This window comes from Streptomyces sp. NPDC001070, assembly GCF_053598835.1.
In genome coordinates this window covers 80,945-99,407 of the sequence record NZ_JBSFLB010000014.1, presented here as the reverse complement: position 1 = coordinate 99,407, position 18,463 = coordinate 80,945, and the positions used below count along the sequence as shown (strand labels likewise).

The following is an 18,463-nucleotide window of genomic DNA, read 5'->3' as shown; positions in this document are numbered from 1 at the left end:
GCGAGCATGGAGCAGCGCGTATTGGGCAGGACGGGCCGCAAGGTGTCCGTCGTCGGTCTCGGCACCTGGCAGCTGGGTGCCGACTGGGGCGACGTCCGCGAGGAGGACGCACTGGCCGTCCTCGACGCGGCCGTCGCGGAGGGCGTGACCCTCTTCGACACCGCGGACGTCTACGGCGACGGCCGCAGCGAGCAGCTGATCGGCCGCTACCTGCGGGAGCGCCCGGACGCCGGGATCTTCGTCGCCACGAAGATGGGCCGCCGGGTCGCCCAGGTCCCGGAGAACTACGTCCTGGACAACTTCCGCGCCTGGAACGACCGCTCCCGGGCCAACCTCGGCGTCGACACCCTCGACCTCGTGCAGCTGCACTGCCCGCCGACCGCCGTCTACTCCTCGGACGCGGTCTTCGACGCCCTCGACACCCTCGTCGAGGAGCAGCGCATCGCCGCCTACGCCGTCAGCGTCGAGACCTGCGAGGAGGCGCTCACCGCGATCGCCCGCCCGGGTGTCGCGAGCGTGCAGATCATCCTCAACGCCTTCCGCCTCAAGCCCCTGGAGCAGGTCCTGCCGGCCGCGGCCGAGGCCGGGGTGGGGATCATCGCGCGAGTGCCGCTCGCCTCCGGCCTGCTGTCCGGCCGCTACACCAAGGACACGGTCTTCTCCGCCGACGACCACCGCACCTACAACCGCCGCGGCGAGTCCTTCGACCAGGGCGAGACCTTCTCCGGCGTCGACTACGAGACCGGCCTGGAGGCCGCGGCCGAGTTCTCCGCCCTCACCCCCGAGGGAGCGACCCCGGCGCAGACCGCGCTGCGCTGGATCATCCAGCAGCCCGGCGTCACCACCGTGATCCCCGGCGCCCGCTCCGTCGAGCAGGCCCGCGCCAACGCAGCGGCCGCCGCCCTGCCGCCGCTGCCGCAGAGCACGCTGGACGCCGTGCGGGACCTCTACGACCGGCGGATCCGCGCCCAGGTCCACCACCGCTGGTAGCCGCCGCGGGACGGACGTCGCCCGTGCCCCCGGACGTTTCCGTCCGGGGCACGGGCGGTCCCGGACGGACGTAAGGGCCCGTGACGGGGGCCGGCTCGCCGGCCGGCCGCGTCAACCCGCCTGCGCCTCCAGGGCGATCCCGTCCAGGAGCGCGGGCAGCGCGGACCCGATCGGCTCGCGCACGAGCTCGTCCGCGAACTCGTCGTACGGCGTCGGCTCGGCGTTGACGATCACCAGCCGCGCCCCGTGCTCCGCCGCGATCCCTGCGAGCGACGCCGCCGGCTGCACCTGGAGGCTGCTGCCGACCGCGATGAAGACCGTGCACCCCTTGGCGATGGCCATCGCGTTGCCCAGCACCACCGGGTCCAGCCGCTGCCCGAACATGACGGTCGCCGACTTCAGGATCCCGCCGCACTTCGCGCACGCCGGGTCCTCCTCGCCCTCCCGGACCCGTTCCAGCGCCTCGGCCATCGGCGCGCGGTCGTGGCACCGGGTGCACACGACGGCGCGGGCCGTGCCGTGGAGCTCCAGCACCTTGCGCTCGGGCAGCCCGGCCATCTGGTGCAGCCCGTCCACGTTCTGCGTGATCACGCGCACCGGGACCCCGGACCGCTCCAGCCGGACGATCGCGGCATGCGCCTCGTTGGGCCGCGCCCCCAGCGCCGGGCTGTTCCGGCGCATCTGCCACGACATGCGGCGGATCTCCGGGTCGGCCATGTAGTGCTCGTACGTCACCAGCTTCTCGGCGCCCGGATCACGCCGCCACAGCCCGTTCGGGCCCCGGTAGTCCGGGATGCCGGAGTCGGTGGAGATCCCCGCGCCGCTGAGAATCGCGACAAGCGGCTTCTTCGCGCTCATGTGGCGAGCGTACGCAGACCGGGGTAGCCGCGGCCAACGGTTTCCGCCCGGGTCAGCCCAGCGCCGCCCGTACCTCCGCGACCAGGGCCGACGCGTCCTCCACCGCCCCGACGGGAGCGCCGAGGCCGGACAGGACCGCCTCGGCGCGGGCCCGGAAGCCGGCGGGGGTGTCCGGGAGGGCGTCGGCGGCGGCGAGGGCGCCCTTCTCGTTGAGGCACCAGACGCGGTGGTGGGCGTGGAGCGACTGCGCCAGCACCCCGACCGCCCGGGACAGGCAGAGCGCGGCGTGCAGGACGTCCCCTGCGGCCGCGGACTTGCGGGCGTTCACGACCAGGAAGTCCGCCTCCCAGGAGGCCGCGACGAGGGTCTCGCGCAGCGGCTCCGGGTAGACCAGCGTCCGCTCGCGCAGCGCGGTCAGCTCACCCGCCGGGTCGGCCAGGACGCGGCCGAGGGCGACCTCCCCGGGGTACCCGGGGGACCAGAAGCCCAGCGGATGGCCGGCCTGGACGCCCACCTCGTAGCGGCCGGCGCGGCAGTCGTCCCACACCCGCTGCACGCGGTCCAGGTCCCGCAGGATCCAGTCGACCTGCACACCGTCGACGTGCAGCCACGCCCCGCCGTTGACCCAGGGCCCCCAGCCGCCGGGGCCGGCGATCTCGACCGCCTCGCCCGTCACCTCGGCGGCGAGCGCCGCCAGCGCCGGAAGGTCGGGTTCGCCGCGGTAGTAGACGCCGAGGTCCCAGTCGGAGTCGGGGCGGTGCGTGCCGCGCGCCCGGCTGCCGCCCAGCATCACGCCGACGACACCGGGGACCCGGGCCAGGGTCTCCGCCATCGACGACACAGGGGGTGCGGGGAAAGGTTCATGGGGCACCGTGCGAGTGTAGGAGCACCCCCGGCGTGAGGAGTATCCAATTGTTCACCACCCGGCCCACCTTGCAGGGCACCTTCGGCATGGCATCCTCCACCCACTGGCTCGCCTCGCAGTCGGCGATGGCCGTGCTGGAGAGCGGCGGCAACGCCTATGACGCGGCGGTGGCCGCCGGATTCGTTCTGCACGTCGTGGAACCGCACCTCAACGGACCCGCCGGCGAGGTGCCGATCATCGTCGCGCCCGCGGGCGGCCCCGTGCGCGTGCTCTGCGGGCAGGGCCCGGCACCGGCCGGGGCGAGTGTCGGCCACTACCGGGCGCTGGGCCTGGACTTCGTCCCCGGTACGGGGCCGCTCGCGGCCGCCGTGCCCGGCGCCTTCGACGCGTGGATGGTGCTGCTGCGCGACCACGGCACCAAGCCGCTCGCCGAGGTGCTGTCGTACGCCATCGGCTACGCCGAGCACGGCCATCCCGCGGTGGAGGCGGTCGGCGCCACGGTCGCCTCCGTCCGGGCGCTGTTCGAGACGGAGTGGACGAGTTCGGCGGAGCTGTACCTGACGGGCGGCCGCCCGCCCCGGCCGGGAGCGCTGCTGCGCAATCCCGGACTCGCCGCCACCTGGCGGCGGTTGCTGCGGGAGGCGGAGGCCGCGGGCAGCGGCCGGGAGGCGCAGATCGAGGCGGGCCGGAGGGTGTGGCGGGAGGGCTTCATCGGCGAGGCGATAGCCGCCCACGCCGCCCGGCCCGCGATGGACACCACGGGCGAGCGCCACGTGTCCACCCTGACCGGCGACGACCTCGTGGCGTACGAGGCGCGCCACGAGGATCCGGTGACGTACGACTGGAACGGCTGGACGGTCTGCAAGGCCGGCCCGTGGAGCCAGGGCCCGGCCTTCCTGCAGCAACTGGCCCTGCTGCCGGAGGACCCCGGAAGCCTGGAGTACGGGTCCGCCGACTATGTGCACACCCTGATCGAGGGCGCCAAGCTCGCGATGGCCGACCGCGAGGCCTGGTACGGCGACGCCCAGGACGACGTCCCCCTCGCCGAGCTGCTGTCACCCGCCTACAACGACGCGCGGCGCGCCCTCGTCGACGAGGCCAAGGCCTCCCACGAGCTGCGCCCCGGCAGCCCCGGCGGCCGCACGCCCCGGCTGCCCCGTTTCCCGCTCCACGACCCCGCCGCCGCGCCCGGGTTCGACGCCATGGGCGTCGGCGAGCCGACCGTAGCCCACAACGGCGCCACCCGGGGCGACACCTGCCACCTCGACGTCGTCGACCGCTGGGGCAACATGGTCGCCGCGACCCCCAGCGGCGGCTGGCTCCAGTCCAACCCGGTCATCCCCGGGCTCGGCTTCCCCCTCGGCACCCGCCTGCAGATGACCTGGCTGGAGCCCGGGCTGCCCAACTCCCTCACCCCCGGCCGCCGTCCGCGCACCACGCTGACCCCGTCGCTCGCGCTGCGCGACGGCGTCCCGGTGATGGCCTTCGGCACCCCGGGCGGCGACCAGCAGGACCAGTGGTCGCTGCACTTCTTCCTCGGGGTCGCCCTGCGCGCGCGCGTCCGGGGCGGTCTCGACCTCCAGGGCGCCATCGACGCGCCCAACTGGCACAACGACAGCTTCCCGAGCTCCTTCCACCCCCGTGAGATGCGCCCGGGCAGCGTCACCGTCGAGAGCCGCTTCGAGGAGTCCGTCGTCGCCGGGCTCCGCCGCCGCGGCCACGACGTCACCGTCGGCGCGCCCTGGTCCGAGGGCCGTCTGTGCGCCGTGGCCCGCGATCCGGAGACCGGCGTCCTGTCCTCGGCCGCCAATCCCCGGGGCATGCAGGGCTACGCCGTGGGCCGCTGACCCTGCGCCGGAGTGCGGCCGTTGACCAGCTCGACGGCGCCCGCGCCGTCCTCCAGCGCGGTCAGGCCGGCGCGGACCCGGCGGTAGAGGCCGGGGGAGAGGTACTCCTCGGCCTCTTCGGGCGTCGCCATGCGCCACGCCGACAGCTCCTCCTCCTGCAGGACGATCGAGCCGAGCGCGGCCTCGTCCAGCACACCGCCGTCGTACATGTACGAGGCCAGCGGCGGACGGCCGGGCCCCTGCACCCAGTCCACGACGAGCAGCGCGCCCGGCTCGACGTCCAGCCCGACCTCCTCCAGCGTCTCCCGGCGCGCCGCCTCGCGCGGCGTCTCGCCGTCGGCGGACTCGACGGTGCCACCGGGCAGCACCCACTTGCCGTCCTCGCGGTAGGTGGTCTCGGCGATCAGGATCCGGCCTTCGGCGTCACGGAAGAGCGTGCTGGCCCCGGCGAGGATCTTCGGCAGGCTGTCGATGTACGCGGCGAAATCGGTGGTCGTCACCCTCCCCAACCTAGGGGGTCGCGGCCCTCGGCCGCGGCGGCCACCTGCGCGGAGTCCAGGCTCCCGGGGGCGCGGCGGTCGCGCGCCGCACGGTTCGCGAGCCGCCGCAGCGCCTCGTTGACCGGAACCGGCGTCCCGTGGAGCCGCCCCAGCAGCACGATCTCACCGTTGAGCCAGTCAGCCTCGACGCTCCCGGTGCCCCGGGTCAGGCTCTGCCATGACGAGCCGCCGCCCCGGGCGAACCCGTCGACCGGCCGCAGGCTCACCCGGTCCCCGCGCACCGCGGCCTGCTCCTCCTCACTCGCGTACGGGATGCCGGCGGCCTGCAGCACCGCGGCGCCCTCGGCCCTCGCCCGCCTCAGGAGGTCGGCCGCCGTGTCGTCCCAGCCGCCGCACAGCGCCTCGACGGCGTTGCCGAGGTTCGACAGCAACTTGGCGTACTTCCAGCGCATCACGTCGGCCACGACCGGGGCGGCGAAGGACGACTTCTCCAGGTCCGCGGAGACGGCGCCGGCGAGGTCGTCCGTGCCGTGCGGATAACGCCCCAGGTGGAGGATGCCGGTCAGCGGCCCGCACGGGGCGACCACCTCGCCGGGCTCCAGGTGGGTCGACGGCAGCCACACGCACATCCCGTACACGTCGCGGAAGCGGCGAAGCGCCATCCGCTCGTTGGCGACGCCGTTCTGGGCGCAGATCAGCGGCAGGCGGTCCGCCACCGGGGCCCAGGCGTCGAGGGCGGCCGCCGTGTCCTGCGTCTTCACGGCCAGGACCAGCACGTCGTCCTCGCGCAGGGCGAGCCCGCCCGGACCGTCGGCCACAGGGACGGGCAGCGACAGCGTCCCGTCCGGCGTCCGCAGCGTCAACCCGCGTTCGCGCAGCGTCTCCAGGTGCGCTCCCCGCGCGACCAGGACGACGTCGTGCCCGCTCTCGTGCAGCCTGCCGCCGATGGTCGCGCCGACGGCGCCCGCCCCCACAACGATGTATCGCACATGCAGGACCCTACGGCACCAGGAGGGCCGTGCGGCGGGCCAGTTCGCTGATCGCCGCACCGTCGAAGCCGAACACCGCGCTGCGCACCCGGTCCTCCAGCGGCTCGGTCCACTGCGGCGGGATCGCGGCCGCGCCGCACAGCACTCCGGCCACCGAACCGGCCGTCGCGCCGCTGGAGTCGGTGTCCAGGCCGCCGCGCACGGTCAGCGCGATCGTGGCGCTGAAGTCGCCCGCGCCGTACAGGAGCCCCGCGGTGATCAGCGCGGCATTGGGGACGGTGTGGATCCAGTGCAGCCGTCCGTTCTCCTCGTCCAGCTCCGCCAGCGTCCCGGCCCAGTCGAGCCCGGCCTCGTGCAGCGCCATGGTCCGCCGCACCGTGCGCGCCAGCCGGCAGCCCGGCGGGACGTGCTCCAGCGCCGACTCCAGCGCGGCCCGCACGCCGGACGCCGTGAACGCCGCAGCGATCAGCGCCGCCGCCCACATCGCGCCGTACACCCCGTTGCCGGTGTGCGACAGCACCGCGTCCCGCCGGGCGAGCGAGGCCGCCCGCCGGGGATCGCCGGGGGAGGTCCAGCCGTGGATGTCCGCGCGGATCAGCGCGCCGATCCACTCCTGGTACGGGTTGTCGGCGGTGGCGGTCAGCGGGGGCTTCAGCCCGTTGGCGAGATTGCGGTACGCGGCCCGCTCGGCGGTGAAGGTCTGCAGATAGGGCAGCCGCAGCAGCCACAGCTCGCCGACCTGCTCCGTGGTGAAGTCCGGGCCGTAGGTCTCCAGCAGGTCCAGCCCGAGGATCGCGTAGTCGACGTCGTCGTCCCGGGCGCTGCCGCGGATGTTGCCGCGGGTGCACTGCGGCCACTCGGGGCGCAGCTCGAACTCCGCCGGATCCGGGGGCGGGTCCAGCGCCGGGATGTAGTCGGTCAGCGGCAGCGCCCCGGCCTTGCGCAGGTACCGGTCGATGCGCTCCCGGGTCCAGTGGTCGCCGCGCTCGACGGGCTTGCCGAGCATGTTGCCGGCGATCCGGCCGAGCCAGCCGCCGAGGATGCGGTCTTCGAGAGAGAGGGCCATGCATCCGGTGTACCGCCCAGGTGCCCGGGGATAGGGTCCAAGGCGGCGCGACCTGCCGTAAGGGAGATCAATGTGATGGACGCACGGCCTTCGCGGGTGCTGATCGCCGCGGACAAGTTCAAGGGGTCGCTCACCGCCGTCGAGGTGGCCGAGCGGCTCGGGGCGGGGCTGCGGCGCGCCGCACCCGGTGTCGTCGTCGAGTCCGTGCCCGTCGCCGACGGCGGGGACGGGACGGTGGACGCGGCCGTCGCCGCGGGATTCGAGCGGCGGCTGGTGGAGGTCACCGGGCCCCTGGGGGACCCGGTCACGGCCGCGTACGCGTTGTGCGAGGGCACCGCGGTGGTGGAGATGGCCGAGGCCTCGGGGCTGCGTCGTCTGCCGCCGGGCGTCTTCGCGCCGCTGACGGCGACCACGTGCGGCACCGGTGAGCTGCTGCGCGCCGTACTCGACGCGGGGGCGCGCTCGGTCGTGCTCGGTGTCGGCGGCAGCGCGACCAACGACGGGGGCGCGGGCATGCTCGTCGCCCTCGGTGCCCGGCTGCTGGACGGCCGGGGCGAGCCCGTCGGCCCCGGTGGCGGCGCGCTGGCGCAGCTGGCCACGGCGGACCTGTCCGGGCTCGACCCGAGGCTCGCCGCGACCGAGGTCGTCCTGGCTGGCGACGTCGACAATCCGCTGCTCGGCCCGAAGGGCGCGGCCGCCGTCTACGGCCCGCAGAAGGGTGCCACGCCGCAGGACGTCGCGATGCTCGACGCGGCACTCGCCCGCTACGCGCGGGTGCTGGGGGCCGGCGCGGACGCCGAGGCCCCGGGGGCGGGCGCGGCCGGCGGCCTCGGGTTCGGCGCGCTGGTGGGCCTGCGGGCCGCGTTCCGGCCCGGTGTCCGGGTGCTCCTGGACATGCTCGGTTTCGCGGGGGCGCTGGAGCGGGCCGATCTGGTGATCACGGGTGAGGGCTCGCTGGACGAGCAGACGCTGCACGGGAAGGCCCCGGCCGGTGTCGCGGCCGCCGCCCGCGCCCGGGACGTCGACGTGGTCGCCGTCTGCGGTCGTCTCGCCCTGTCGGGGGCCGCCCTCGGCGCGGTCGGCATCCGGCGTGCGTACGCCCTGACCGACCTCGAACCGGATCCGGCGCGCTGCATGGCCGAGGCCGGGCCGCTGCTGGAGCGCCTCGCCGGCGACATCGCACGCGACCTGCTGGCCTGACCGGGCGGCCCCGGCCGTCCGGACCGAACGCAGTGGGGCCCCGAGCCTTCCCGGCTCGGGGCCCCACTCACGTACGTCGTACGGCTACGGAAGCTGCGCCGTACGCGCCTCACGGCGGTTGTTGCGGATCGTGTTGACCCGGCGGGTCGTCGCGAACAGCGGGATGACCGCCGCCGCGCAGATCTGCAGGGCCGCGCCTGTCTGCAGCAGCACGTCGCCGCCGGGGACGTCGAACGCCCAGCAGACCAGGCAGCCCATGCTGAGCACGATCCAGGCCAGCGTGATCACGGCGAGCCGGCCACGCGGCTTCGGGTACTCGACCCGGCTGACCATCAGCCACGCCACACCGACGATGGCCAGCACCGTCGGGATGAAGGGCAGCTGCAGCAGCACGACCGAGATGACCGTCATCGCCCCGAAGGGGCTCGGCATGCCCTGGAAGATCCCCTCCCGCACCGTCGTGCAGGAGAAGCGGGCCAGCCGCAGGACGACCGCGAGCAGCACCACGACGGCCGCCACCGCCGACACCCTGCCGTAGGCGTCGTCCGAGATCAGGCCCCAGACCACCACGAAGTAGGCGGGGGCCAGGCCGAAGCTGATCAGGTCGGACAGGTTGTCCAGCTCCGCGCCCATCGCCGAGCTGCGCAGCTTGCGCGCCACGAGCCCGTCGAAGAGGTCGAAGACCGACGCCATGAGCATCAGCAGCACGGCGGTGGCGGCGCTGTGCCGCGTCATGCCGCCGTCGGTGTTGCCCATGAGGTGCGGAACGAGGACTCCTGTGGTGGTGAAGTACACCGCCATGAATCCGCAGATCGCGTTGCCGAGGGTGAGGCCGTCCGCTATCGACAGCCGCGTGGACAGCGGCATGTCGTCATCGTCGTCCTCGTCCACCGCGGTGACCCACGGTGCCTGCGTGTCGGGCTCAATCACGGTCAATGCGAGTCACCCCAGCCACGGTGGTCTGGCCGACCTCGACGGCGGGCTCGACGCCCTCCGGGAGGTAGATGTCGACCCGGGAGCCGAAGCGGATCAGGCCGATGCGCTCGCCCTGCTCCACCTTGGTGCCCTGCGGCACGTAAGGAACGATGCGGCGCGCCACGGCTCCGGCGATCTGCACCATCTCGATGTCGCCGAGCTCGGTGTCGAAGTGCCAGACGACGCGCTCGTTGTTCTCGCTCTCCTTGTTGAACGCCGGAACGAATCCGCCGGGGATGTGCTCCACGGACGTGACCGTGCCCGCCAGCGGCGCGCGGTTCACATGGACGTTCAGCGGGCTCATGAAGATCGCGACGCGGGTGCGCCCGTCCTTCCACGGCATGATGCTCTGCACCACACCGTCGGCCGGCGAGATGACGCGGCCCTGCGCGATCTCGCGCTCGGGGTCGCGGAAGAACCACAGCATGCCCGCCGCGAGGGCGGTGGTGGGGACGGCCACGGCCGCCCAGCGCCCGGAGCGGCGGGCGCGGACCAGGCTGACCGCCGCGGTGGCCACGGTCGGGAGGAGCCACGGCGACGCTCCGCGCGCGAGGCGTACGCCGGCCCGGCTGTCGCGTTGTGCAGAGGAATGGCTGTGGGGCATGGAAGACCTTCGTAGCGGAGGGTGCCGCAAAGATGGTGCTGGGGACGGCGGCTTTCCGTGAATGGTATCGGGAGTGACCGGCAACTGGGCAAGCCAGCAGCCGAGTCCGTGGCCGGTATTTGATGACTGGGTGTGACCTTTGGTTCGCACAAAGTGTCACAACCCAGACATTCACCCCTGGATTCGGTACTCCTCGAGCAGTCGGCGCCCGATGATCATTTTCTGGATCTCGGCGGTTCCCTCGCCGATGAGCAGCATCGGGGCCTCGCGGTAGAGGCGCTCGATCTCGTACTCCTTGGAGTAGCCGTAGCCGCCGTGGATGCGGAAGGCGTCCTCCACTACCTCCTTGCAGTACTCCGAGGCCAGGTACTTCGCCATGCCGGCCTCGAGGTCGTTGCGCTGGCCGGAGTCCTTCTTGCGGGCGGCGTTGACCATCAGGGCGTGGGCCGCCTCGACCTTCGTGGCCATCTCGGACAGCTTGAACTGGATCGCCTGGTGCTGGGCGATCGGCTTGCCGAAGGTCTGCCGCTGCTGGGCGTACGCGATGCCCAGCTCGAAGGCGCGTTGCGCCACGCCGCAGCCGCGGGCGGCCACGTTGACCCGGCCGACCTCGACGCCGTCCATCATTTGGTAAAAACCGCGACCGCTCTGACCGCCCAGGACGCGATTTGACGGAATCTTCACATCTTCGAGGATGAGTTCGGTCGTGTCGACGCCCTTGTAGCCCATCTTCTCGATCTTCCCGGGCACGGTGAGGCCCTTCACCTTCGGGTTCGGGCCGAAGCCCGGCTCCTTCTCGATGAGGAAGGTCGTCATGGACTTGTGCGGGGCCGCGCCCTCGGGCTGGCCCTCGTCGGTGCGGCACAGTACCGCGACGAGGTTGGACGTGCCGCCGTTGGTCAGCCACATCTTCTGGCCGTTGATGACGTAGTCGTCGCCGTCCCGGACCGCCTTGGTGCGGATCGCCGAGACGTCGGAGCCCAGGCCCGGCTCGGACATCGAGAAGGCGCCGCGCACCTCGCCGGTGGCCATGCGGGGCAGGAAGTAGTCCTTCTGCTCCTGCGTGCCGTGCTGCTTGAGCATGTAGGCGACGATGAAGTGGGTGTTGATGATGCCCGACACGCTCATCCAGCCGCGGGCGATCTCCTCGACCGTCAGGGCGTAGGTGAGCAGGGACTCGCCGAGGCCGCCGTACTCCTCCGGGATCATCAGGCCGAAGATGCCGAGTTCCTTGAGGCCCTCAACGATGTCGGTGGGGTACTCGTCCTTGTGCTCCAGCTCATTGGCGACCGGAATGATCTCCTTGTCGACAAAGCTGCGGACGGTGGAGAGGATCTCCTGCTGGATGTCGGTCAGCCCGTCGGTCTGTGCGAGGCGGCTCATGTGTCGTATCTCCTAGGAGTCCAGTTCGGGACCGGGGGTGCCGCCCCGCGGGGGCGCCGATTGAGGGTGGTGGGGGGAGACTGGCGGGCGGCCGGGCTGCTCGCCGCCGCGCTCCTTGATGTACGTGGCGGTGGGCACCATCACCTTGCGGCGGAAGACGCACACCAGGGTGCCGTCCTGCTTGTACCCCTTGGTCTCCACATGGACGATGCCGCGGTCGTCCTTGGACTTCGACGGCCACTTGTCCAGCACCGTCGTCTCGCCGTAGATGGTGTCGCCGTGGAAGGTGGGCGCCACGTGCTTGAGCGACTCGATCTCCAGGTTGGCGATCGCCTTCCCGGAGACGTCCGGCACGGACATGCCGAGCAGCAGGGAGTAGATGTAGTTCCCCACGACCACGTTCTTCCCGAAGTCGGTGGTCTTCTCGGCGTAGTTCGCGTCCATGTGGAGCGGGTGGTGGTTCATGGTGAGGAGGCAGAAGAGGTGGTCGTCGTACTCGGTGACCGTCTTCCCGGGCCAGTGCTTGTAGACAGCACCGATCTCGAACTCTTCATACGTGCGGCCGAACTGCATCTCTTCTACGCCTCCGGGGTGTCGAACGTGTTCGTACGGGTGGTGCCGGCGGCGGTCACGCGGGGACCTCCAGCGGCTCCAGCTTGTTGGCCCTGCGGATCTCGTCCACGATCCTGCCGATGATCTCGGTGATTCCGAAGTCCTTCGGCGTGAACACGGCCGCGACACCGGACTCGATCAGCTTGGCGGCGTCCGCCGGCGGGATGATGCCGCCCGCGATCACCGGGACGTCGTCCACCCCGGCTCTGCGCAGCCGGTCCAGCACGTCCGGCACGAGCTCGGCGTGCGAACCGGACAGGATCGACAGTCCCACGCAGTGCACGTCCTCGGCGACCGCCGCGGAGACGATCTGCTCGGGTGTCAGCCGGATGCCCTGGTAGACCACCTCGAAGCCGGCGTCGCGAGCCCGTACGGCTATCTGCTCCGCGCCGTTGGAGTGGCCGTCCAGGCCCGGCTTGCCCACCAGCAGCCGCAGCTTGCCGCTGCCCAGTTCCTCGGCGGTGAGCGCCACCTTGCGGCGCACCTCGGCCAGCGGCGTGCCCGGCTCCGCGGTGACCGCGACGGGGGCGCTACTCACGCCCGTCGGGGCGCGGAACTCGCCGAAGACGTCGCGCAGCGCCCAGGACCACTCGCCGGTGGTGACACCCGCCCGGGCGCACTCCAGCGTGGCCTCCATCAGGTTGCCGGAGCCGGCCGCCGCGGCCTTGAGGGCCTCCAGCGACCTCTGCGCCCGGACCTCGTCCCGGTTGTCGCGCCACTCGTGGAGGGCGGCGACGACCCGGGCCTCGTTCTCCGGGTCGACGGTCATGATGGCGCCGTCGAGGTCGGAGGTGAGCGGGCTGGGTTCGGTGCCCTCGTAGCAGTTGACGCCGATGATCTTCTCCTGGCCGGACTCGATGCGCGCCCGGCGCTCGGCGTGCGAGGAGACCAGCTGGGACTTGAGGTAGCCGGACTCGACGGCGGCCATGGCGCCGCCCATCTCCTGGATGTGCTCGATCTCGGCGAGGGACTGCTCGACGAGCTCGGCGACCTTCGCCTCGACGACGTGGCTGCCGTCGAAGATGTCCCCGTACTCCAGCAGGTCGCTCTCGTGCGCCAGCACCTGCTGGATGCGCAGGGACCACTGCTGGTCCCAGGGGCGCGGCAGGCCGAGCGCCTCGTTCCAGGCCGGCAGCTGCACGGCGCGGGCCCGGGCGTCCTTGGAGAGCGTCACCGCCAGCATCTCCAGCACGATGCGCTGGACGTTGTTCTCCGGCTGGGCCTCGGTCAGGCCGAGGGAGTTGACCTGGACCCCGTACCGGAAGCGGCGCTGCTTGGGGTCCTCGATGCCGTAGCGCTCACGGGTGATCTCGTCCCAGATACGGGTGAACGCCCGCATCTTGCACATCTCCTCGACGAAGCGGACGCCCGCGTTCACGAAGAAGGAGATGCGCGCCACGACGTCGCCCATGCGCTCCTGCGGCACCTGGCCGGAGTCCCGGACCGCGTCGAGGACGGCGATCGCGGTCGACATGGAGTACGCGATCTCCTGCACCGGCGTGGCCCCGGCCTCCTGCAGGTGGTAGCTGCAGATGTTGATCGGGTTCCACTTGGGGATGTGGTTGACCGTGTAGGCGATCATGTCCGTCGTCAGCCGGAGCGACGGGCCGGGCGGGAAGACGTACGTCCCGCGCGACAGGTACTCCTTGACGATGTCGTTCTGCGTCGTCCCCTGGAGCCGGGTGACGTCGGCGCCCTGCTCCTCGGCGACCACCTGGTAGAGCGCGAGCAGCCACATGGCGCTTGCGTTGATGGTCATCGAGGTGTTCATCTCCTCCAGGGGGATGTCCTGGAAGAGCCGGCGCATGTCGCCGAGATGGGCGACCGGGACCCCGACCCGGCCCACCTCGCCGCGGGCCAGGATGTGGTCGGGGTCGTATCCGGTCTGCGTCGGGAGGTCGAACGCGACCGACAGGCCGGTCTGGCCCTTGGCGAGGTTACGCCGGTACAGGGCGTTGGACGCCTCCGCGGTGGAGTGTCCCGCGTACGTCCGCATCAGCCACGGACGATCCTTCTGACGCTCGCTCATGCTCGTTCCCGTTCTCAGATGTTCCGGAAGCGGTTGATGGCGTCGATGTGCTTGGCCCGCATCTCCTCGTCGCGGACGCCGAGGCCCTCCTCCGGGGCGAGTGCGAGCACGCCGACCTTGCCCTGGTGGACGTTGCGGTGCACGTCGTGCGCGGCCTGGCCGGTCTCCTCCAGGCGGTACGTCTTCGACAGCGTGGGGTGGATCTTGCCCTTGGCGATGAGCCGGTTGGCCTCCCACGCCTCGCGGTAGTTCGCGAAGTGCGAGCCGATGATGCGCTTGAGCGACATCCACAGGTAGCGGTTGTCGTACTCGTGGTTGTAGCCGGAGGTCGAGGCGCAGGTGACGATGGTGCCGCCCTTGCGCGTGACGTAGACCGAGGCGCCGAAGGTCTCGCGGCCGGGGTGCTCGAAGACGATGTCGACGTCCTCGCCGCCGGTGAGCTCGCGGATGCGCTTGCCGAAGCGCTTCCACTCCCTCGGGTCCTGGTTGTGCTCGTCCTTCCAGAACCGGTAGTCCTCGGCGGTGCGGTCGATGATCGCCTCGGCGCCCATGCTGCGGCAGATCCCCGCCTTCTGCGGGGAGGAGACCACGCAGATCGGGTTGGCGCCGCCGGCCAGCGCGAACTGGGTGGCGTAGCTGCCGAGGCCGCCGCTGGCGCCCCAGATCAGGACGTTGTCGCCCTGCTTCATGCCGGCGCCGTTGCGGGAGACCAGCTGCCGGTAGGCGGTGGAGTTCACCAGGCCCGGGGCCGCGGCCTCCTCCCAGCTGAGGTGCTTGGGCTTGGGCATCAGCTGGTTCGACTTGACCAACGCGATCTCGGCGAGGCCGCCGAAGTTGGTCTCGAAGCCCCAGATGCGCTGCTCGGGGTCGAGCATTGTGTCGTTGTGGCCGTCCGCGGACTCCAGTTCGACGGACAGGCAGTGGGCGACGACCTCGTCACCGGGCTTCCAGGCGTTCACGCCGGGGCCCGTGCGCAGGACCACGCCCGCCAGGTCGGAGCCGATGATGTGGTACGGCAGGTCGTGGCGCTTGGTCAGCGGGGAGAGCCTGCCGTACCGCTCGAGGAAACCGAACGTCGACACCGGCTCGAAGATCGAGGTCCACACCGAGTTGTAGTTGACCGAGCTGGCCATGACGGCCACCAGGGCCTCGCCCGGACCGAGCTCGGGCACGGGCACCTCTTCCAGGTGCAGCGACTTGCGCGGGTCCTTCTCGCGGCTGTCCACGCCCTCGAACATGCCGGCCTCGTCCTTGTGGACGGTGATGGCGCGGTACGACTCGGGCAGCGGCAGCGCGGCGAAGTCCGCGGCCGTGCTTTCGGACGCCATGATTGCGTCGAGGATGTCCTTCACGGTGATGCCTCCGGCGAAGCGCGACGTAGGGACGCTTGAGGGAACGTCGGGGGGTTGCTGTGGGGTGGTGCCGTCGGTTCGGCGGTGGTGCTGCTGTCCGTGGCGGTCGCACGGATGGAGCGGAGCGCGTGGTGGCGCTGTGAATGCCTGTGACGCAGGCGTCCGGGCCTTTGGGGACAGACGGCGTACGACGGATCCCAGCACGCCGCCCGCCCGGACAACTCTCACGTTATGGCACCGCGTGCCACCCTGCAAGACACTGCGTGCCAACAATTTTTCTCAGATGGCATCACGGCTTCACGTTTGAGCAACACAAGACGGCGCCCCCGGCACGGGGGCCTGGGGGCGCCGGTTGGATGCCGGGGGCGAAAGGGGGCGCGGGCGGCGCGATCGGGCCGCTACGCGCCCTTGAGGGCTTTTTCGATCGTGCGCATGACCTCGGCGGGAGAGGCGTCGGTGCGGGCCACGGCCACGATGACCTCGCCCATCCCGGAGGCGAGCACGGGCACGGGGGTGGGACGGCGGCCGATGCCGGTGCCGAAGGTCTGCTTGATGACCTCGAATGCGTGGTCGAGCTGCGCCTCCACGTCGCCCTTGCCGCCGGCGCGCAGCCAGCGGCGCAGCACGTGGTTGTGGGCGGCGACGACGGCGGACGCGGCGACCTCCGCCAGCAGCGGGTCGTCGTCCCCGTCGTGGTGGGCGCCCTCGTCGAAGTGGCCCAGCAGATAGCGGGTGAAAAGCCGCTCGTAGCGGGCCACCGAGGCGATCTCACGCTCCCGCAGGATCGGGATCTCCCTGGTCAGGCGGTAGCGCTCCACCGAGACCTCGGGGGCCTCCGCGTACATGCGCAGCACCTCGGTGATGCCCCGGCAGACCGTGTCGAGCGGGTGCTCGTGCGGTTCGGCGGAGTCCAGCACCTGGCCCACCCGCACCAGGGTGTCGTCGTGGTCCGGGAAGATCGCCTCTTCCTTGGAGCGGAAATGCCGGAAGAACGTCCTGCGCGCGACCCCGGCCGCCGCGGCGATCTCGTCGACCGTGGTCGCCTCATAGCCCTGGGTCGCGAACAGGTGCATCGCCGCAGCGGCCAGTTCCTGGCGTACACGATGGCGCTGGGCGGTGCTGGAGGACGCGCGGGCGGGCTTCGCGGGCTGGGACATACCGCGAACGTACTGCATTCCCGCTGACCCGTGGGCCGGGCCCGGTTTCCGGAGCCGGTGGGGCGGCCCAAGAAGACCGCCCCAGCCGCTCGGATCGCCCCGTCCGTCCCAGCCGCCCGCGAAATCAGCGGCGGGCATACTCGCGGAAGCCGCGGCCCGTCTTGCGGCCGAGGCAGCCCGCGGAGACCAGGTGCTCGAGCAGCGGCGCCGGCGCCAGGCCCGGGTCGCGGAACTCCTTGTGCAGCACCTGCTCGATCGCGAGCGAGACGTCCAGCCCGACGACGTCCAGCAGTTCGAAGGGCCCCATCGGGTAGCCGCCGCCCAGCTTCATCGCCGAGTCGATGTCCTCGACCGTCGCGTAGTGCTCCTGGACCATCTTCACGGCGTTGTTCAGATACGGGAACAGCAGCGCGTTGACGATGAAGCCGGCGCGGTCGCCGCAGTCCACGGCGTGCTTCCCGATCCGGCCGCAGACCTCGTGGACGGTGGCGTGCACGTCGTCGGCGGTCAGGACGGTGCGGACCACCTCGACCAGCTTCATGGCCGGCGCCGGGTTGAAGAAGTGCATCCCGATGACGTCCCGCGGGCGGGACGTCGCGCCGGCGATGGCCACCACGGGCAGTGAGGACGTCGTCGTGGCGAGCACCGCGCCCGGCTTGCAGACCTTGTCCAGGGTGGCGAAGAGCTGCTGCTTGACCTGCAGGTCCTCGGCGACCGCCTCCACGGCCAGGTCCACCTCTCCGAAGGCGTCCACCGAGCCGGCCGCGGTCACCCGCGCCACGGCCGCGTCGCGCTGCTCCTGGGAGAGCCTGCCCTTGGCGACCGAGCGGTCCAGCGACTTGGCCAGCGCCGCGACCGCCTTGTCGGCCTTCTCCTGGCCGCGGGCGGCCAGGACCACCTCGTACCCGGCCTTGGCGAAGACCTCGGCGATGCCGGTGGCCATCGTGCCCGAGCCCGCGACGCCCACGCTGCGGACCGGACGTCCGCCGGCGGCGGCGCCCGGCCCGGCCGGGGTCTCGGTGTCCGCGACGACCGTGGCGCTGCCGGGGGCCTCGTACGAGTAGAAGCCGCGCCCGGACTTGCGGCCCTTGAGGCCGGCCGCCGTGAGCTGCTTCAGGATCGGCGCGGGGGCGTGCAGCCGGTCCCGCGAGGCCTCGTACATCGCCTCCAGGACGGTCTGCGCGGTGTCGATGCCGATCAGGTCCAGCAGCGCGAGCGGGCCCATGGGCAGGCCGCAGCCCAGCCGCATGGCCGCGTCGATGTCCTCGCGCGTGGCGTACCGGGCCTCGTACATGGCGGCGGCCTGGTTGAGGTAGCCGAAGAGCAGTCCGTCGGCGATGAAGCCCGGACGGTCGCCGACCGCGACGGGCTCCTTGCCCAGCGAGCGGACCAGCTCCGTCACGGCGTCCGTGGTCTCCGGGGAGGTCAGCACGGTGGAGACCACCTCGACCAGCTTCATGGCCGGGGCCGGGGCGAAGAAGTGCAGGCCCAGGACGCGGTCGGGGCGCGAGGTGTGGGAGGCCAGCTGTGTCACCGAGAGCGCGTTGGTGCCGGTCGCGAGGATCGCGCCCGGCTTCACGATGGCGTCGAGGGCCGTCAGGACCTCGCGCTTGATGTCGAAGTGCTCGGTGACGACCTCGATCACCAGATCGGCCTCGGCCGCCGCCTGCAGGTCGGCGAAGGTGCGGAAACGGGCCAGGATGTCCCCGCGCTCGGACTCCGTGATCCGCTCGCGCTGCACGGCGCGGGCGGTGGAGGCCTCCAGATTGGTCACGGCACGGTGCGCCGCCGCGTCGTCGATCTCGATGCCGATCACCTCGTGGCCGGCACGGGCGACGACTTCGGCGATGCCGGTGCCCATGGTGCCGAGACCGATGATGGCGACGGTGGGGAAGGGTCGTGGACGGTCCATCGCGGAACTCCGAATGCTGAGGGTCCGCGCCGTGCGTCTCTGCTGCGCAGGCGCGGGCGGGAGGAGGAGTCGAGGAGCCGCGGGAGTGCGTACGCGTGGTGTGCGTGCCCGCGTGGAAAAGCTG

General features: G+C 71.9%; 16 protein-coding genes. 3 read left to right on the top strand and 13 right to left on the bottom strand.

Annotated elements, in window-relative coordinates; genetic code table 11:
- Positions 1 to 6: 6 nt before the first annotated feature.
- Positions 7 to 990: an aldo/keto reductase gene (locus ACWDAS_RS18800; protein WP_450391874.1), complete on the top strand. Its 984-nt coding sequence runs from the start codon at positions 7 to 9 to the stop codon at positions 988 to 990.
- A 111-nt stretch (positions 991 to 1,101) separates the two neighbouring features.
- Here the strand turns inward: ACWDAS_RS18800 and ACWDAS_RS18795 are convergent, their stop codons facing one another.
- Positions 1,102 to 1,848, bottom strand: a complete 747-nt coding sequence (locus ACWDAS_RS18795) for an SIR2 family NAD-dependent protein deacylase (RefSeq protein WP_450391871.1) — start codon at positions 1,846 to 1,848, stop codon at positions 1,102 to 1,104.
- Between the two features lie 52 nt (positions 1,849 to 1,900).
- Entirely contained in the window at positions 1,901 to 2,680 is a 780-nt protein-coding gene (locus ACWDAS_RS18790; RefSeq protein WP_450392133.1) for a nucleotidyltransferase domain-containing protein, read from the bottom strand.
- Between the two features lie 80 nt (positions 2,681 to 2,760).
- Between ACWDAS_RS18790 and ACWDAS_RS18785 the strand changes: the two genes are divergently transcribed.
- A complete protein-coding gene (locus ACWDAS_RS18785; protein ID WP_450391868.1) occupies positions 2,761 to 4,560 on the top strand; it encodes a gamma-glutamyltransferase family protein in 1,800 nt (599 codons plus the stop codon).
- On the opposite strand, the gene ACWDAS_RS18780 is transcribed toward ACWDAS_RS18785, so the two are convergent.
- The 3 genes from ACWDAS_RS18780 to ACWDAS_RS18770 are packed head-to-tail and all read right to left on the bottom strand — an operon-like array spanning position 4,542 to position 7,115.
- On the bottom strand, positions 4,542 to 5,060 hold the full coding sequence (locus ACWDAS_RS18780; protein WP_450391865.1) for an NUDIX domain-containing protein: 519 nt from the start codon (positions 5,058 to 5,060) through the stop codon (positions 4,542 to 4,544). The two genes, ACWDAS_RS18785 and ACWDAS_RS18780, sit on opposite strands and share 19 nt — an antisense overlap.
- Positions 5,057 to 6,049, bottom strand: a complete 993-nt coding sequence (locus tag ACWDAS_RS18775; RefSeq protein ID WP_450391863.1) for a ketopantoate reductase family protein — start codon at positions 6,047 to 6,049, stop codon at positions 5,057 to 5,059. Before ACWDAS_RS18775 ends, ACWDAS_RS18780 begins: the two co-directional genes overlap by 4 nt.
- 10 nt (positions 6,050 to 6,059) lie before the next feature.
- A complete protein-coding gene (locus tag ACWDAS_RS18770) occupies positions 6,060 to 7,115 on the bottom strand; it encodes an ADP-ribosylglycohydrolase family protein (RefSeq protein ID WP_450391860.1) in 1,056 nt (351 codons plus the stop codon).
- Positions 7,116 to 7,190: 75 nt separating this feature from the next.
- On the opposite strand from ACWDAS_RS18770, the gene ACWDAS_RS18765 reads away from it, so the two are divergent.
- The gene (locus tag ACWDAS_RS18765) at positions 7,191 to 8,315 is read left to right on the top strand and encodes a glycerate kinase (RefSeq protein WP_450391857.1); all 1,125 of its coding nucleotides are present in this window, start codon (positions 7,191 to 7,193) and stop codon (positions 8,313 to 8,315) included.
- An 84-nt stretch (positions 8,316 to 8,399) separates the two neighbouring features.
- On the opposite strand, the gene pssA is transcribed toward ACWDAS_RS18765, so the two are convergent.
- From pssA to ACWDAS_RS18725, 8 genes are all read right to left on the bottom strand, one after another.
- Positions 8,400 to 9,251: a CDP-diacylglycerol--serine O-phosphatidyltransferase gene (pssA, locus tag ACWDAS_RS18760; protein WP_450391854.1), complete on the bottom strand. Its 852-nt coding sequence runs from the start codon at positions 9,249 to 9,251 to the stop codon at positions 8,400 to 8,402.
- Positions 9,238 to 9,894, bottom strand: coding sequence for a phosphatidylserine decarboxylase (locus ACWDAS_RS18755; RefSeq protein WP_450391852.1), 657 nt, complete (start codon positions 9,892 to 9,894; stop codon positions 9,238 to 9,240). The genes pssA and ACWDAS_RS18755 overlap by 14 nt, the downstream gene beginning before the upstream one ends.
- A 171-nt stretch (positions 9,895 to 10,065) precedes the next feature.
- Positions 10,066 to 11,277, bottom strand: a complete 1,212-nt coding sequence (locus ACWDAS_RS18750; RefSeq protein WP_450391849.1) for an acyl-CoA dehydrogenase family protein — start codon at positions 11,275 to 11,277, stop codon at positions 10,066 to 10,068.
- A gap of 12 nt (positions 11,278 to 11,289) precedes the next feature.
- Positions 11,290 to 11,850 (bottom strand): MaoC family dehydratase, encoded by a 561-nt coding sequence (locus tag ACWDAS_RS18745; protein WP_450391846.1) that lies wholly within the window; start codon positions 11,848 to 11,850, stop codon positions 11,290 to 11,292.
- A gap of 55 nt (positions 11,851 to 11,905) precedes the next feature.
- Positions 11,906 to 13,918: a protein meaA gene (locus ACWDAS_RS18740; RefSeq protein ID WP_450391843.1), complete on the bottom strand. Its 2,013-nt coding sequence runs from the start codon at positions 13,916 to 13,918 to the stop codon at positions 11,906 to 11,908.
- A 14-nt stretch (positions 13,919 to 13,932) separates the two neighbouring features.
- On the bottom strand, positions 13,933 to 15,270 hold the full coding sequence (ccrA, locus tag ACWDAS_RS18735; RefSeq protein WP_450391840.1) for a crotonyl-CoA carboxylase/reductase: 1,338 nt from the start codon (positions 15,268 to 15,270) through the stop codon (positions 13,933 to 13,935).
- Between the two features lie 398 nt (positions 15,271 to 15,668).
- On the bottom strand, positions 15,669 to 16,427 hold the full coding sequence (locus ACWDAS_RS18730; RefSeq protein WP_450391838.1) for a TetR/AcrR family transcriptional regulator: 759 nt from the start codon (positions 16,425 to 16,427) through the stop codon (positions 15,669 to 15,671).
- Between the two features lie 124 nt (positions 16,428 to 16,551).
- Complete coding sequence (locus tag ACWDAS_RS18725) at positions 16,552 to 18,339, bottom strand: 3-hydroxyacyl-CoA dehydrogenase family protein (RefSeq protein WP_450391835.1); 1,788 nt, start codon at positions 18,337 to 18,339, stop codon at positions 16,552 to 16,554.
- Positions 18,340 to 18,463: the final 124 nt, after the last annotated feature.

Excerpts from the sequence above, each read along its gene's own strand:
- ACWDAS_RS18790 (WP_450392133.1), bottom strand. The coding sequence starts at position 2,680 with ATGGCGGAGACCCTGGCCCGGGTCCCCGGTGTCGTCGGCGTGATGCTG.
- ACWDAS_RS18730 (WP_450391838.1), bottom strand. The coding sequence starts at position 16,427 with ATGTCCCAGCCCGCGAAGCCCGCCCGCGCGTCCTCCAGCACCGCCCAG.
- ACWDAS_RS18770 (WP_450391860.1), bottom strand. The coding sequence starts at position 7,115 with ATGGCCCTCTCTCTCGAAGACCGCATCCTCGGCGGCTGGCTCGGCCGG.
- ACWDAS_RS18795 (WP_450391871.1), bottom strand. The coding sequence starts at position 1,848 with ATGAGCGCGAAGAAGCCGCTTGTCGCGATTCTCAGCGGCGCGGGGATC.
- ACWDAS_RS18725 (WP_450391835.1), bottom strand. The coding sequence starts at position 18,339 with ATGGACCGTCCACGACCCTTCCCCACCGTCGCCATCATCGGTCTCGGC.
- ACWDAS_RS18755 (WP_450391852.1), bottom strand. The coding sequence starts at position 9,894 with ATGCCCCACAGCCATTCCTCTGCACAACGCGACAGCCGGGCCGGCGTA.
- ACWDAS_RS18740 (WP_450391843.1), bottom strand. The coding sequence starts at position 13,918 with ATGAGCGAGCGTCAGAAGGATCGTCCGTGGCTGATGCGGACGTACGCG.
- ACWDAS_RS18765 (WP_450391857.1), top strand. The coding sequence starts at position 7,191 with ATGGACGCACGGCCTTCGCGGGTGCTGATCGCCGCGGACAAGTTCAAG.
- ACWDAS_RS18800 (WP_450391874.1), top strand. The coding sequence starts at position 7 with ATGGAGCAGCGCGTATTGGGCAGGACGGGCCGCAAGGTGTCCGTCGTC.
- ACWDAS_RS18745 (WP_450391846.1), bottom strand. The coding sequence starts at position 11,850 with ATGCAGTTCGGCCGCACGTATGAAGAGTTCGAGATCGGTGCTGTCTAC.
- ACWDAS_RS18750 (WP_450391849.1), bottom strand. The coding sequence starts at position 11,277 with ATGAGCCGCCTCGCACAGACCGACGGGCTGACCGACATCCAGCAGGAG.